The 14427-nt window shown below is 70.7% G+C and carries 15 protein-coding genes; 4 read left to right on the top strand and 11 right to left on the bottom strand.

Annotated elements, in window-relative coordinates; translation table 11 throughout:
- Positions 1-97: 97 nt before the first annotated feature.
- On the bottom strand, positions 98-1543 hold the full coding sequence (locus QNJ12_RS08405) for an MraY family glycosyltransferase (RefSeq protein ID WP_300621539.1): 1446 nt from the start codon (positions 1541-1543) through the stop codon (positions 98-100).
- A gap of 142 nt (positions 1544-1685) precedes the next feature.
- On the opposite strand from QNJ12_RS08405, the gene QNJ12_RS08400 reads away from it, so the two are divergent.
- On the top strand, positions 1686-2468 hold the full coding sequence (locus QNJ12_RS08400) for a bifunctional 2-polyprenyl-6-hydroxyphenol methylase/3-demethylubiquinol 3-O-methyltransferase UbiG (protein ID WP_300621537.1): 783 nt from the start codon (positions 1686-1688) through the stop codon (positions 2466-2468).
- A gap of 76 nt (positions 2469-2544) precedes the next feature.
- On the opposite strand, the gene QNJ12_RS08395 is transcribed toward QNJ12_RS08400, so the two are convergent.
- The 4 genes from QNJ12_RS08395 to QNJ12_RS08380 form a co-directional block, all read right to left on the bottom strand.
- Positions 2545-3716 (bottom strand): IS3 family transposase gene (locus QNJ12_RS08395; RefSeq protein ID WP_300621534.1). Its coding sequence is split into 2 segments (ribosomal slippage): positions 2545-3426 and positions 3429-3716, totalling 1170 coding nucleotides; the frame shifts between segments, so codons are not numbered across the junction.
- A 263-nt stretch (positions 3717-3979) separates the two neighbouring features.
- Positions 3980-5233, bottom strand: a complete 1254-nt coding sequence (gene glyA, locus QNJ12_RS08390; protein ID WP_300621531.1) for a serine hydroxymethyltransferase — start codon at positions 5231-5233, stop codon at positions 3980-3982.
- Positions 5234-5288: 55 nt separating this feature from the next.
- On the bottom strand, positions 5289-5744 hold the full coding sequence (rpiB, locus tag QNJ12_RS08385; protein ID WP_300621528.1) for a ribose 5-phosphate isomerase B: 456 nt from the start codon (positions 5742-5744) through the stop codon (positions 5289-5291).
- A gap of 48 nt (positions 5745-5792) precedes the next feature.
- Complete coding sequence (locus QNJ12_RS08380; protein WP_300621526.1) at positions 5793-6635, bottom strand: hypothetical protein; 843 nt, start codon at positions 6633-6635, stop codon at positions 5793-5795.
- A gap of 38 nt (positions 6636-6673) precedes the next feature.
- Here QNJ12_RS08380 and QNJ12_RS08375 point away from each other — a divergent pair, with 38 nt between their 5' ends.
- From QNJ12_RS08375 to QNJ12_RS08365, 3 genes are all read left to right on the top strand, one after another.
- Positions 6674-7693 carry a nucleoside hydrolase gene (locus QNJ12_RS08375; protein WP_300621523.1) on the top strand — a complete coding sequence of 340 codons (1020 nt, stop codon included), beginning with the start codon at positions 6674-6676 and terminating at the stop codon, positions 7691-7693.
- Complete coding sequence (locus QNJ12_RS08370) at positions 7690-9813, top strand: prolyl oligopeptidase family serine peptidase (RefSeq protein ID WP_300621520.1); 2124 nt, start codon at positions 7690-7692, stop codon at positions 9811-9813. Before QNJ12_RS08375 ends, QNJ12_RS08370 begins: the two co-directional genes overlap by 4 nt.
- 70 nt (positions 9814-9883) lie before the next feature.
- A complete protein-coding gene (locus tag QNJ12_RS08365) occupies positions 9884-10279 on the top strand; it encodes a hypothetical protein (RefSeq protein WP_300621517.1) in 396 nt (131 codons plus the stop codon).
- Positions 10280-10297: 18 nt separating this feature from the next.
- Here QNJ12_RS08365 and QNJ12_RS08360 read toward each other — a convergent pair whose 3' ends face one another.
- From QNJ12_RS08360 to QNJ12_RS08335, 6 genes are all read right to left on the bottom strand, one after another.
- Positions 10298-10582 (bottom strand): anti-sigma factor, encoded by a 285-nt coding sequence (locus QNJ12_RS08360; RefSeq protein WP_300621514.1) that lies wholly within the window; start codon positions 10580-10582, stop codon positions 10298-10300.
- Positions 10583-10590: 8 nt separating this feature from the next.
- Entirely contained in the window at positions 10591-11157 is a 567-nt protein-coding gene (locus QNJ12_RS08355; RefSeq protein ID WP_300621512.1) for a sigma-70 family RNA polymerase sigma factor, read from the bottom strand.
- A 146-nt stretch (positions 11158-11303) separates the two neighbouring features.
- Complete coding sequence (locus tag QNJ12_RS08350; protein ID WP_300621510.1) at positions 11304-12152, bottom strand: hypothetical protein; 849 nt, start codon at positions 12150-12152, stop codon at positions 11304-11306.
- Entirely contained in the window at positions 12145-12669 is a 525-nt protein-coding gene (locus QNJ12_RS08345; RefSeq protein WP_300621508.1) for a sigma-70 family RNA polymerase sigma factor, read from the bottom strand. Before QNJ12_RS08345 ends, QNJ12_RS08350 begins: the two co-directional genes overlap by 8 nt.
- 47 nt (positions 12670-12716) lie before the next feature.
- Positions 12717-13457 carry a hypothetical protein gene (locus QNJ12_RS08340; RefSeq protein WP_300621505.1) on the bottom strand — a complete coding sequence of 247 codons (741 nt, stop codon included), beginning with the start codon at positions 13455-13457 and terminating at the stop codon, positions 12717-12719.
- A gap of 126 nt (positions 13458-13583) precedes the next feature.
- Positions 13584-14427 (bottom strand): beta-ketoacyl-ACP synthase 3 (locus QNJ12_RS08335; RefSeq protein ID WP_300621503.1); only part of this gene is annotated, 844 nt, incomplete at its 5' end.

Here is a 14427-nt window from a genome sequence, read left to right as displayed (position 1 = left end):
GTCGGCCCGGTGCGGGGACGGCGGGTGCACGGGCTTTGTGAACGCAGGCACAAGCTACTCGGCGCCCTCCCCTACGAGCAACTCTCGACCCGGGCAATCACGGTTTTCTGCTGCGCGACGACACGGCGGCGCTGGATGCGGGCAGCACATCGTCGGCCGGTCGGCGCCTGGCCGTGCCGTCGGCGGGCGGCGCGCCGCCGGCTTGCTCGACCACGGCATCGTCGGGATCACCGGCGCCGTCGTCGCCCGGATCGGCCCGGTCGCCGGCACCGTCCGCGTCACCGGCGATGCCGTTCTCCGCCTCGTCACCGTCGTCGTCACCGTCGTCGTCGTGCGCCTCGTCGTGCGCCTCGTCGGCCTCGCGACGTTCGGGCCGGGACGGGTCGAGCTGCTCGGATGCGGGCCGGTTGAGCGCGGCCTCGACCGCGATGGCCCGCTTGCGACGGACGCTCGGATGCAGGACCGTGTAGAGCACGATGCCCAGGGCGCCGACCCCGAACGACAGGTAGCTCGGGTTCTCGCCGGTCAGCACCGGATAGAGCACGAACCCGGACAGCAACGCCGTCCAGGTCCAGAGGATGAGCACGCTGCGCCGGTGGCCGTGCCCGAGGTTCATCAGCCGGTGGTGCAGGTGGCCCTTGTCCGCGACGTCGAGCGCCTGTCGCTTCGAGGCCCGCCGGACGATCGCGAACAACGTGTCGAGGATCGGCACGCCGAGGATGAGCAGCGGGATCGCCAGCGGGGCGAAGAAGAAGAACGTCTGGCCGACGAAGCCCTGCGCGTTCGGGTCGGCGCGGCCGCCGACGACGCTGGTCGACACCGCGAGCAGCAGTCCGAGCAGGAACGCGCCGCTGTCGCCCATGAAGATCCGGGCCGGGTTGAAGTTGTGCGGCAGGAACCCGAGGCTGATGCCGGCGGTGATGATCGCGATCAGCGGGCCGAGGTTCTGCTCGGCGAGGAGGCCGAGATCGTCGAGCTTGTTGGCATACAGGAAGAACGCCGTCGCGCCGATCGCGACGATGCCGGCCGCCAGCCCGTCGAGGCCGTCGATGAAGTTGATGGCCTGGGTCATCCCGAGCACCCAGAGCACCGTGACGAGCGGCGTCCAGTCGCTCGACAGGATGATGACGTCGAAGAACGGCACCCGGAAGTAGAACATCGTGGCGCCGAACCACCAGAGCACGAGGCCGGCGAGCACGACGCCGGTGACCTTGCCGGGCGGCGCCATGTCGAAGATGTCGTCGAAGAACCCCGTGGCGAACACCACCAGCGCGGCGAGCGCGATGCCGATCGGCTCGGAGTTGTCCTCGAAGAGGATGTCGAACCGCCCGAGCGAGAGCGCGACGAGCAGCGCGACGAAGAAGCCGAACAGCATCGCGACACCACCGACCTCGGGCATCGGGCTGGTGTGGACCGACCGTTCGTTCGGCTCGACCATCCACCCGCGGGCACGAGCGACCGCGCCGACGATCGGCGTGACGACGAACGTGGCGACGGCCGCGACAGCCCCGATGATCACGTAGTCGGTCAAGCTGGGCGCCACGACCACCCAGGTTACGGGGGCGCGCTCGTGTGGCAGGAACGGCGAGGGCCGGCGGGTCCCGACGTCGTCGCCGGGACGGTGAAGGGCCCGTTGGAGTGGTCGGCTCGTCCCGTGCCGTTCGTGGTGCACGTACACTCCCGCCGTGCAAGGCGATGTGCGTCCGTCGACGAGCGCCCGGCTCGATCGGATTCGTCTCCTCTCCCGTCTGTACAGCCATCAACAGGCAGTCCGACGAGACGAATACCTCGAGAAGCATGCCGCTCCGGATTTCGTGCGCGGCACCGAGCAGGTCTTCGAGTGGTACCGGCGCTACACGGAGAGCGCGAGCTCCGTCCTCGACTGGGGATGCCGCCACGCGCCCGATGCGTGCCTGATCGCCCAGAGCACCGGTGGTCGAATCGACATCCACGGATGCGACACCGTGGACGCCGAGGCGTACCGGGTGTTTCACGACGCAGCCGGCTTGGACTACCGGCAGCTCGACCACGAGTACCTGCTCCCCTACGACGCCGAGTCATTCGACGTGATCATCGCTGCCGGCGTACTCGAACACGTGCCGATGGAGTACGAGAGCATCAAGGAGCTGAGTCGGGTGATCAAGAAGGAGGGGACGCTCGTGGTCACGTTCCTGCCCAATCGATGGTCGGTTCACGAGCTCAGCGCCCGCCGCGCGGCGGCGTATCCCGATCGGGCAGGGCAGCCCCATCACCTCCGCACCTACGGTCGGGGAGGCGTCCGCCATCTTCTCCAGTCTGCGGGATTCGTCGTCACCGAGATCGGCTTCCAGACCCACTTCGGTCTCCTGCCCCTCGAGCCGGACCCGACAGCGACCCGACGAATGGTCTCGAGACTCGGTCGCACGATCGGCATCGCCCGTCTGGCCCCCTGCCTCGCGCTGGTCGCGCGTCGGCTTGCGTACTTCTAGTCAGCGATCGATCAGCCACACGGTTCGTCGCGCGCGGCCACCCGGGACTGCCGCGCGTTGAGGTGACAGTGGTTGGTCAGGCGGCGGTTGCCGTCTGAGGGGTCATGATGGTCTCGTATTCGATGGGGGTCAATCGGCCGAGGCGTTGCTGGCGTCGGCGGCGGTGGTAGGTGCGTTCGATCCAGGTGATGATCTCGATGCGGAGGGCGTCGCGTGTCGCCCAGGAGCGCCGGTCCAAGACGTTGCGTTGCAGGAGGGCGAAGAAGGATTCCATGGCGGCGTTGTCGCCGGCGGAGCCGACTTGGCCCATCGAGCCGACCATGCCGTGGCGGGCGAGTGCCCGATGCACCTTCCGAGCGCGGAACTGTGACCCGCGGTCGGAGTGCAGGATGCAGCCGGCGACGTCACCTCGCCGGGCGGCAGCCATCTCGATCGCAGCGACGACGAGGCGGGCCTTCATGCGTTCGTCGATGGCCCAGCCGACGATCCGGTTCGAGAACACGTCCTTGATCGCACACACGTACAGCTTCCCCTCCTTCGTGCGGTGCTCGGTGATGTCGGACAGCCACAGCTGGTTCGGGGCCTCGGCGGTGAAGTCGCGGCGCACCAGGTCGTCATGTGACGGTGTGCCAGGGATCGACGCCTTGGGCCGTTTGGGTTTGCCGAACACCGACCACCACTGGTGATCCCGGCAGATCCGCCACACGACCCGGTCCGACACTTCGGCATGCTCGTCTGCTCGGCGGACTTCGTCGGCAAGGAATCGATACCCGAACTCGGGGTCGTCTCGATGGGCATCACAGATTGCGTTGGCGAGGTAGGCCTCATCGAGCTGGGCGTCGGTGATCGGGCAATCGAGCCAGCGGTAGTAGGGAGCACGAGCGAGACCGAGTACCCGACACGACACCGTGACGGGGATCCCGTCGTCGGCGAGCTCGCGCACGAGCGGGTACATCATCCTTTTGGGATGTTCGCCTTGCCGAGATACGCCGCTGCTCGGCGCAGCACCTCGTTCTCCTGCTCCAGCAGGCGGATCCGCTTCTTCGCCTCTCGAAGCTCCGCTGACTCCGTCGACGTGACGCCGGAACGTTCGCCGTCGTCGATCGCGGCTTGGCGGAGCCACTTCGACAGCGTCATCGGGTGGATCCCGAAGTCGTTGGCGATCTGCTCCAGGGTCGTGCCGTCGGGGCGGTTCCGAGCGACCTTCACGACGTCGTCGCGGAACTCGGGCGGATAGGGCTTGGGCATCGGGACATCCTTCCAGGCCTGCCAGAGCAAGCCAGCTCAGATGTCACCTCAACGCGCGGCAGTCCCCCCCTCGAGCGAGCGACGATGTCGTCAGAGAGCGGCACGGCCGGGTCGGATGATGCGACCGCCGGTCGCGTGCCCTGCGGGTGGTACACGCGGGCCAGCCGTCGTCCCGTCGACGAACCTCCGCGAGCGTGGCGGACCCCCGCCGGCGGCGAGATCGCCGTGCTCGACCCGGCGACGGCGAGACTGCGGGCGGGACCTCAGGCGCCGTCGGGGTAGGCGGGGAACCGCGCGCAGAGGTCGGCGACCTCCTTGCGGACCAGCGCCAGCGTCTCGGGCTCGTCGCGCCCCCGCAGTGCCCGTGCGATCAGCGCGGCGACGACAGGCATCTCGGTCTCGGTCATGCCCTGCGTGGTGACCGAGGGTGTGCCGATCCGCACGCCGCTCGTGACGAACGGGCTCCGCGGGTCGTCGGGCACGGTGTTCTTGTTCAGCGTGATGCCGGCCTCGTCGAGGCTCGACTGGGCGACCTTGCCGGTCAGCTCCTCGTCGAACGGTCGCAGGTCGACCACCATCAGGTGATTGTCGGTACCGCCCGACACGAGCCGGAAGCCCTCGCCCGCCAACGCGGCCGCGAGTGCCGACGCGTTGGCGACGATCTGGTGGGCGTACTCGCCGAAGCTGGGCTGGGACGCCTCGTAGAAGGCGATGGCCTTACCGGCGATGGCGTTCTCGAGCGGCCCGCCCTGCCAGCCGGGGAACACCGCCTTGTCGATCGCCTTCGCGTGCTCGGCGGTGCTGAGGATGCAGCCGCCGCGCGGCCCGCGCAGCGTCTTGTGCGTCGTGAAGGTGACGACGTCGGAGTAGGGCACCGGGTTCGGGTGCGCACCGCCGGCCACGAGCCCCGCCAGGTGAGCGATGTCGAACATCAGCATCGCGCCGACCTCGTCGGCCACGGCGCGGAACGGCTCGGGGTCGAGCCGCCGGGGATAGCTCGTGGTACCGGCGACGATCATCTTCGGGCGGTGCTCGAGCGCGAGATCGCGCATCGCATCGAGGTCGATCCGCTCCTCGCCGCCGACGCCGTAGGACACGAAGTGGTACAGGATGCCGCTGGTGTTGACCGGCGAGCCGTGCGTGAGGTGACCGCCGTGGTCGAGGCTCAGGCCGAGCACCGTGTCACCCGGCGACAGCAGCGCCTGGTAGACGCACATGTTCGCGTTGGCGCCGGAGTGTGGTTGCACGTTGGCATGCTCGGCGCCGAACAGCGCCTTGACCCGCTCGATCGCGATCGACTCGATGTCGTCGACGACCGCGTTGCCGCCGTAGTACCGCTTGCCCGGGTAGCCCTCGGAGTACTTGTTGGTGAGCACCGAGCCGGTCGCGCGCATCACGGCCGGGGACGTGAAGTTCTCGCTGGCGATCAGTTGGAGGCCCGTCGTCTGGCGTTCGAACTCGCGGTGGATGAGCGCTTCGACCTCGGTGTCGGGGTGCGTGTCGGAGTGGAAGGGCATCGGTGAGGGTCCTCGGGATGTGTTGGTTCGGTGGGGTCGGGATGTGTCGAGCGGCCTAGCGGCTGGCCTCGGTCTCTTCGATCTCGGTCAGCTGGGCGACCCGGCGCGCATGGCGGCCGCCCTCGAAGGGAGTGGACAGGAACAGGTCGACGATCTCGTCGGCGAGGCCGACACCGACGACGCGGGCGCCCATCGACAACACGTTGGCGTCGTTGTGCTCACGCGCCATGCGAGCGGTGTACAGGCAGTTGCAGAGCGCTGCGCGGGCGCCGCGCACCTTGTTGGCGGCGAGCTGCTCGCCCTGGCCGCTGCCGCCCAGCACGATGCCGACGTCGGCCTCGCCGTCGCGGACCGAGCGCGCGGCAGCTGCGCAGAAGCCCGGGTAGTCGACGCTCTCGGTCGAGTCGGTGCCGTGGTCGACGATCTCGTGGCCGGCAGCCGCGAGCCGGTCGATCAGGTGCTGCTTGAGTTCGAAGCCGGCGTGATCGGAGCCGAACGCGATGCGGGCCACGCCGCCGAGTGTACGGCCCCGGTCCGGCCCGAACGCGTTCGCTTGCGATCAGCTGCCGACTGCGTCGGGATCGACCTCCTGGCCGCCGAGCGTCCCCTGGTCGGGGCACGACACCTCGAGGTAGGCGTCCGTGAGCGGCGTCTCCTCATTGCTCAGCAGGCTCGGGTCCGACCCGAACGGCACGAGCCGAGCGGCGAAGTCGGAGGCGGCAGCGTCGACCACCGCCCACACGTCCTCGGGAAGGTCCACGGCGAACTCGGGCGTCGACGGATCGCGCACCGACAGCGCGGCGAGCCACGCCGTCGAGACGGCAGCCAGGACGCCCTCGTCGGCGCCGGCGTCGAGCAGCGCCTGACGGGCGACGTCGAGACGGCGGGTGATCGGTCCGAAGTAGCCGTCGGCTGCGACCTCGCGCTCGCGCTCCAGCTCGTCGGGCCAGGCCACCAACATGTCGTCGTACGCATCGGTGACGACCGGTGAGGCGATGATCTCCAGCGGCGCGAGCGCCTCGGGGCCTGCCTCGCTGAACGCGTTCGCCACGAGGATCACCTGGGCCGACCCGGCCCACCGGCTCCACGCCGAGCAGAAGGGATCATCGCTGTCGAGGCCGGGCGTACCCACCTCGGCGACGCCGAGCGGGTCGGGCGGCAACGTCGACACCGCTGCGGGCCCGGACGAGTCGTCGACGGTCACCGATGGGTCGGCCGCCGCCTCGGTCGTCGACGCGGCGGCGTCGGGGACGGAACCGGTCGGGCCGGCGACCTCCTCCGTCGTGACCGGCGCCTCCGCTGCGGTCGAGTCGGCGGCGACGTCGCCGCCATCGGGATCGCCGCCCGAGCACGCAACGGCCACCACCGACACGGCGAGCACGAGACCGGTAGGGCGGATCACCCCGACATGGTCGCACTTCGCGTGCGATGCTGACCGGCATGGCTCCGACGGTCCCCGAACCAGCCTCTGAACGCGCCGGCGCACGACCGCGAATCGTGCTCGACTGCGACCCGGGGCACGACGACGTGATCGCCATCCTCGTCGCCGCGCTGCACACCGACCTCGCCGGCATCACCACCGTCGCCGGCAACGCGCCCCTCGATCGGACCACCTACAACGCGTGCGTGATGCGCGATGCGCTGGCGCTCGATGTGCCCGTCCACAGCGGCGCCGCGCGGCCGCTGACCGCACCGCCACGGTTCGCCGGCTTCGTGCACGGCGAGAGCGGGCTCGACGGGGCTGACCTCCCGGCGCCCGAGCGCGGCGCCGACAGCACGGACGCCGTGGCGTTCATCGTCGACACATGCCGCGCATCGGAGGGCACCTGGCTGGTACCGACGGGCCCACTCACGAACATCGCGCTGGCACTGCGCACCGCACCCGACCTCGCCGGACGGATCGCCGGCGTCTCGTTGATGGGCGGCGGAACGTTCGGCAACCGGAGCCCCATGGCCGAGTTCAACATCTGGGCCGACCCCGAGGCCGCCGCCGTCGTCTTCGGCAGCGGCGTGCCGTTGACGATGGCGGGGCTCGACGTGACGCACCAGCTCGTCGTCACGCTCGAGCGCGCCGACGAGGTCGCTGCGCTCGACTCGCCCTTCACGACGATGATCGCCGGCCTGTTCCGCTTCTTCGCCGGCAACTACATCGCCCGTCACGACGCGGCCACCGGCGCAGCCCTGCACGACCCGCTGGCCGTCATGGCGCTGACCCACCCCGCGCTGCTCGATGGCACCGACCGTCACGTGACGATCGAGACGCGCGGCGAACACACGACCGGCATGACGGTGATCGACCGGCGCGACATCAGCGACCGTGAGCCGCCCAACTGCCACGTCCTCGAGCACGTCGACGACGCCGGCGCGTGGCAGGTGGTCGTGGACGCGCTCCGATGGGCCGGCGAGCGCGCCGCGGCGGTCGCTGCCGGAGCCGGGTCCCCGCCGGGGGTGCAGCCGTGACCGACACGTTCCCCCGCCAGCATGCTCGGACGCAGCGATTCACGCTCGGCGAACCGCGCAACGTCACCGTGACGAGCGACGGCCGGCAGGTGCTGTTCGCTCGCAGTCGGGCGGGCGACGACCCGGTCAACTGCCTCTGGGTCGCCGATGTCGCCTCGGGTGCCGAGCGGATGATCGCCGACCCGCGGGCGCTGCTGGCCGCGGCCGACGACGCCGACCTGCCCCCCGAGGAGCGCGCACGCCGAGAGCGTCTCCGCGAGGGCGCCGGAGGCATCACCTCGTACGCGGTCGACGAGCACGAGCAGGTCGCGTGCTTCACGCTGGCCGGTCGCCTGTTCGTGGCCGACATCGCGGCCGGTACCGCCGAGCCCGTCGATGTCGCCGGACCGGTGTTCGACCCCCGTCCCGGCCCGGGCGGCGACACGATCGCCTACGTCAGCGGGCAGTGCCTCCGCGTGGTCGATCGCGTCGGCGCCGACCGGACGCTGGCCGACGAACCCGACCTCGACACCGTCTCGTGGGGCAGTGCCGACTTCATCGCCGCCGAGGAGATGGGCCGCTACCGCGGCTTCTGGTGGAGCCCCGACGGTTCGCAGATCGCCGCGTGCCGGGTCGACGAGGCACCGGTGCGCCTGTGGCACATCTCGAACCCGGCCGATCCTTCGCAGCGGCCGAACCCGGTCCGGTACCCGGCCGCCGGCACGGCCAATGCAGACGTGTCGCTCCACCTGTGCCCGCTCGACGGAGGGCCGCCCGTCGAGGTCGGCTGGGACCGGAGCACCTTCCCCTACCTGGCGGCTGTGCACTGGACGCGTGCCGGCCTCACGATCGTCGTCCAGTCCCGTGACCAGCGCGACCTCGAGGTGCACGTCGTCGACCCTCGAACGGGCGCGACCGAGCGGGTGTGGGCCGACCACGACGACGTGTGGGTCGAGTTGGTGCCGGGCACCGGACGGCTCGCCGGCGCCGACGACGACGCCGACCACGCGATGCTGGTCATGTGCGCCGACCGTGACGGCGCCCGACGCCTCGTCGTCGACGGCGAGATCGTGACGCCCCCCGATCTCCAGGTACGCAGCGTGGTCTCGGCATCGACGGACCGCATCGTGCTCACGGCCAACCCGATCGACGACGCGACCGTGCTCCACGTGCACCGGTGGACGCCTGCCGGGGTCGAGCTGCTGACCGACGAGCCGGGCGTGCACGGAGCGGCCGCTGGCGGCGACACGACGATCATCCGAACCTCGACGCTCGACACACCCGGCGCCAGGTGGCACCTGCCGTCGGGGCACACGCTCACCCACACGGCGGAGCAGCCGCTGGTCACCCCCAACGTGATGCTCGCGCCGCACGGCGAGCGGGTCGGTGCGACCGCGCTGCTCCTCCCCCACGGCCACGACGGCACGGCGCTGCCGGTGCTGCTCGACCCGTACGGCGGCCCGCACGCTCAACGCGTCGTCCGGTCGCACAACGCCATGCTCACGCCGCAGTGGTTCGCCGACCAGGGCTTCGCCGTGCTCGTGTGCGACGGCCGCGGAACGCCCGGCCGCGGTTCGGCGTTCGAGCGTGCGGTGCGCGACGACCTCGCGATCGGCGTCCTCGACGACCAGATCGCGTCACTGCACGAGGCCGCGGCGCACCATCCCGAGCTCGACCTGTCCCGTGTGGCGATCCGGGGCTGGAGCTTCGGCGGCTACCTGGCGGCGTTGGCGGTCATGGTCCGTCCCGACGTGTTCGCCGCTGCGATCGCCGGCGCCCCGGTCACCGAATGGCGCCTGTACGACACGCACTACACCGAGCGGTACCTCGGCGACCCCGAGCGGCGACCCGAGGTGTACGACGCCAACTCGCTCCTGCCGCTCGCCGACCGATTGGCCCGACCACTCCTCCTCGTGCACGGCCTGGCCGACGACAACGTCGTGGCGGCCCACACGTTGCAGCTGTCGGCGGCACTGCTCGCGGCGGGCCGCCCCCACGAGGTGCTGCCACTGGTCGGTGTCACGCACATGACCCCACAGGAGATCGTTGCCGAGAACCTCCTGCTCCACCAGCTCGACTTCCTCCGCCGCGCGCTCGACCTCCCGGCGGACGCCGACCGTGCTGTTCCCGGGGGTGCCTGACGCGGCGCCGGCCGCTGCCGGCCCGTCCCGGGACGGCCCGACGGCGGCCGCGGACTAGGGTTTCGCGGTGATGAACGATCGACTGCTCGAGCTGTTCGAGGGAGTTGCCGTACACGCCACAGCCGACCGCGAGCATGCAGCGGCACTCGAGCTCCTGGCGCTCGTCATGGCCGCCGACCGGCGGCTCGAGCAGGCTGAGCTCGACACGATCCGCGAGATCAGCGACGACTGGCGCGACACCGACTTCACGTTCGACAAGTACGTCGGCCCGGCGATCGTTCGAGCCCAGGACGCGATCACCAAGGACGAGGTCATCGAGTTGCTCGATGAGATCGACCGGCGGATCAGCAGCAGGGTGCTCCGACGCGCGTTGTTCTCCGCCGCTCGGGACGTCGCCGGCGTCAACGACGACGTGTCACCCGAAGAGGGCTCGATCCTCGCCGAGGTCGCCGTCAGGTTCAGTTGATCGGACTGTCGGGTCCGTTCAGCTATCGGCGAGGCGTTCGCCGAACTGGCGGAGCCGCTCGACCGACTCGGGTGGCACCTCGGCCCGGCGGCTGGCGAGCGCCTGCTTGATCTTGCGGTACGTGTCGGCCTCGAGGCCACATCGCTTGCACTCCTCGAGGTGATCGGCGAGGGAGCTGATCTCGCTGTCGCGGTCGAGCTCGCCGTCGAGGAACTGTTGCAGCAGACGACCCACCTCGGGGCACGAGAGCTGTTCACCGGCGCGGATCTCGGGCCAGCGCCCTCCGGTCACACGGCGCATCATCGAGCGGATCATCGGGACCTCCCGGCTTCGAGATCGGCATACATCGGGGCGACGCCCGTACGGCGGAGCTGTTCTCGGATCTTCTTGCGGCCTCGGTGCAGGCGGCTCATCACCGTGCCCACGGGGACACCGATCGCCTCGGCGGCTTCCGCGTAGCTGAGCCCCTGGATGTCGACCAGATCGATCACCTCACCGAAGGCCGGGCTCAGCGACTCGAGCGCGGCCTCGACGTCGGCGTCGAACTCCTGGTCGACGAATCGGTCGGGCCGCGCCGCGTCGTCCTCGGTCGGCGACTGCGCGAGCCGTTCGAGTTGCGTGTCCGGGTCGCGGAGCAGCTCGGGCCGCCGGCGTCGATTGCGGTTGATGTGCGTGTTGCGCAGGATCGTGAGCAGCCACGCCCGGGGGTGCCGGCCGTCGAAACGATCGATCGCCCGATACGCCCTGATCAACGTGTCCTGCACGAGGTCCTCGGCGTCGGCGTGGTTGCGGGTCAGCGATCGGGCGACGCGCAACATGACCTCGACCTCGGGCAGCACGTACTGCTCGAAGGCGGCGTCGCCGCGCGGCTCGCTCATGGGCGATCGTTCCAGCATCGACACGGCCACCACGGTTCAACGGGTCGAGACGGCGTCGCCCGAGTCATCGCACCAGTGTCGCATGCCGGGAGAACCCGGACGCGACCAAGGGCTATTCCGACCGGCAGGCGTGGACCGACCAGGCGTCAGGGACGGTCGGGGCGCCGATCGCTCGGCACGGTCGAGGTCGATGCATCGATCGTCGGCGTCGCGGAGGTCGACGAATCGATCGTCCGCGTCACCCGGGTCGACGTCACCCGCGCATCGGTGGTCGTCGGTCGATCCGCCACCGTCGTCGGTCGATCCGCCACCGTCGTCGACGTGGTGGTCGGCCGGTCACGCGTCGTCGGCCCGGTCGTCGTCGGGTCCCTGGCGATCGACGCCCCGCCGGTGGTCGCGGTCCGCTCATCGGGCGTCGGGCGCGACACCTCGACCGGTGTCGCTGGAGCAGTCGTCGGTCGGTCGACCGGCGCCAGGTCGCCCTCACGGATCGATGCCTCCGGCGTGGTGGTCCCCGTCGGCGGTCCGGTCGGCGACGTGGTCGTCCGGGCCGAGGGCGTCCGTACGAGCGGAACCAGCATCCCGTCGGTCACGCGGTAGCGCCCAGGGCCGTACCGGTCGCCGTCGACGACCGCCTCCCCGCCCGCTGCGACGACGATGATCGAACCGTCGGGGACGTCGTCACCAGCGGCGATGGCAACCGACGGCCCGCCCGGTGATTCCAGCGTGACGCCGTCGGCGAGCGCGAAGGTCGCATCACCGCCGCGGTCGAGGGCAGCGAAGGCGACGAACGCCGCGATGACGAACAACGTCGCGGCCGCAAGGGCCACGGCGGCGGTGAGCACACGTCGCCGGTTCGGCGCTCGCGTCGTGATCGCAGCCATCACCCGCTGCTCGATCGCCGCGATCCGGTGCTCGCTCGGTGCCGCGGGCACCACCTCGCCCATGCGTTCGAGGCGGCGCTCGACGTCGCTGCGGATCGGTCGCTCATCCACGCCGGTCTCCTTCCAGTTGCCGGCGCAACGCGCGCAGTGCGCGGTGCTGGAGGACCGCGAGGTGGTTCGGCGTGACGCGCATGGCCTCGGCTGCCTCGGCCGTCGTGAGCTCGGCGAGGAACCGCAGCGACAGCACCTCCTGGTGGCGTTCCGACAGCCGGCCCAGTGCCTCGAGCGCCTCGGAATCCTGCACATCGTCGACCACATCGGTCGTCGCCAGCGGCTCCTCGCGGGTCGCGACGAGCCGCTCGCGGCGCCGTCGCCGGTGGTCGCTCCGGTAGTGGGACGCCACCACGTTCGCGGCGATGCGGAACAGCCACGGTCGAATCGTCGACCGCTCGGGCTCGAAGCCGGGCAACGCCGTCCAGCAGCGCTCGAACGTGGCGGCGGTCAGGTCGTCGGCGAGCATGTCGTTGCCGGTCCTGCGGCGGATGAACCGGTGTACGTCGAGCACGTACCGTCGAAAGAGGACGGCGAACTCGTCGGGGTCCTCGGCGGCGCGGGCCGCGAGCGCCACGTCGTCGGTCGGGGCGCGCGCGGCCCGACGAGCTCGACTGGGGTCGGTCAGAGGGCGAGCACCTCCCGGTCGCGGGCAGCGTCGGGGCGGGGGATCCGCACGGTCTCGGGCCGGCTGCGCGCAACGATGCGATCGGTCTCGGTCGTCGCGATGACCGCGTAGGTCACCTTCGACGCTCCTGCCGGCACGGGGTCACGGTACGCGTTGGGGCCCGAGGGCCGGAACCGCTCGACCAGCTCCCGTGGGCCGCCGTCGACCGAGCGCCAGAGCGACACCACGAACGCGTCGCGGCTCTGCGGCCGACTCCATTCGCACCCGATGGCCTCGCGGGCCGGGCCGAGCCGGCACCGGAGCCGGAGGACCTCCACATCCGCGGTGACGCGGACTCGCTCGGGGCGGCTCTGGCCGACGACGCGGCCAGCCTCGCTCAGCGCCTGGACGGCGTACACGTATCGGTGGCCGGCCCGCACCTCGGCATCGAGGTAGCCGGTCTCGGTGAGATCCGCCGTACGGAACACGACCTGGCGGTGCCGATCGGTGTCGGGGTCGAGGCGGACGAGGCGGACCCAGCTCGCGGCGGGCGCCTGTGGCATCGACCACTCGCATCGAACCGCCGGCCCGGCGTCGGTGGTGCGCACCGCACATTCGAGGCGCAGCGCCTCGAGCCCGGAGCGCCGATCGCTGACGCCGTCGGACCGGCGGTCCGCGTCGCCGGCTTGCACCGACATCGGGAGCACCATCGTGAACGCCGCGGCCGAGGCCACCACGGTGAGGATCGATCGTCGCATGAGCACGTGTCCTTTCTGGTTCGCGTGCCCGTACGACGCCACCGACCCACACTCGATGACGCGTCACGCGGGAATCTCCGCAGCGACCTTGCGCCGTTCGACCCGGAGCAGGTCGCGGTGTGACGTTCAGTCGGGATGCAGCGGGGCGAAGAACCGCCGGTTCGGCTCGAGCAGGTCGAACACCGACCGATCCGTCGGCGGCAGCGCAGCATCGGAGCTGCCGAGTGCCTGCACCCGATCGCCCCACCGGTAGACCGAGCTGCCCCAGGTGACGCCGCCGCCGAACGCGGTGAACACGACGATGTCGCCGGCGTCGACCCGGCCGCCGTTCACGGCATCGGAGAGCGCCATCGGAATCGACGCCGCCGACGTGTTGCCGTGCTCTGCGATGTTGATCATCAACCGGTCGTCGCCGATCCCGAGCTTCTCGGCGGCGGACCTGATGATCCGCTCGTTGGCCTGGTGCGGCACCACGAGGGCGACGTCGTCCACCGACACGCCGGCGTCGTGCAGCGCCCGGCACACCGACGACGTCAGCCCGCGGACGGCGATCTTGAAGACGGCCTGCCCCTCGAAGTGCAGTGCCGACGACCGGGGATCGCGAGGTTCGAGCAGCGAGCGGCGCGTGCCGAGCGACTCGAACACCATCGTCGTGCCGGCTGCGCCGTCTGCGCCGAGATCGGTGCCGAGCATGCCATCGCCGCCGGTCGAGGCTTCGAGCACGACGGCGCCCGCGCCATCGCCGAAGAGCACGCACGTGCTGCGGTCGCGGTAGTCCATCACCCAGTGCAGCTGCTCGGCGCCGATGACGAGCGCCCGGGACTTCACGCCGGCAGCGATCATCGACGCCACGGTCGTCGAGGCATAGACGAACCCGGAGCAGGCGGCGTGAAGTCCCGGGCGCTCGTCATCGGCGCCGAGCAGCTGCACTGGGTGATGGACTACCGCGACCGCAGCACGTGCGTGCTCT

This window comes from Ilumatobacter sp., from assembly GCF_030065885.1.
In the GTDB taxonomy this organism is placed as follows: domain Bacteria; phylum Actinomycetota; class Acidimicrobiia; order Acidimicrobiales; family Ilumatobacteraceae; genus Ilumatobacter.
This window is presented reverse-complemented; position numbering and strand designations above follow the sequence as displayed.

Coding starts and splice junctions, on each gene's coding strand:
- glyA (WP_300621531.1), bottom strand. CDS start 5,233: ATGCCCTTCCACTCCGACACGCACCCCGACACCGAGGTCGAAGCGCTC.
- QNJ12_RS08375 (WP_300621523.1), top strand. CDS start 6,674: ATGGCTCCGACGGTCCCCGAACCAGCCTCTGAACGCGCCGGCGCACGA.
- QNJ12_RS08365 (WP_300621517.1), top strand. CDS start 9,884: ATGAACGATCGACTGCTCGAGCTGTTCGAGGGAGTTGCCGTACACGCC.
- QNJ12_RS08360 (WP_300621514.1), bottom strand. CDS start 10,582: ATGATGCGCCGTGTGACCGGAGGGCGCTGGCCCGAGATCCGCGCCGGT.
- QNJ12_RS08355 (WP_300621512.1), bottom strand. CDS start 11,157: ATGAGCGAGCCGCGCGGCGACGCCGCCTTCGAGCAGTACGTGCTGCCC.
- QNJ12_RS08340 (WP_300621505.1), bottom strand. CDS start 13,457: ATGCGACGATCGATCCTCACCGTGGTGGCCTCGGCCGCGGCGTTCACG.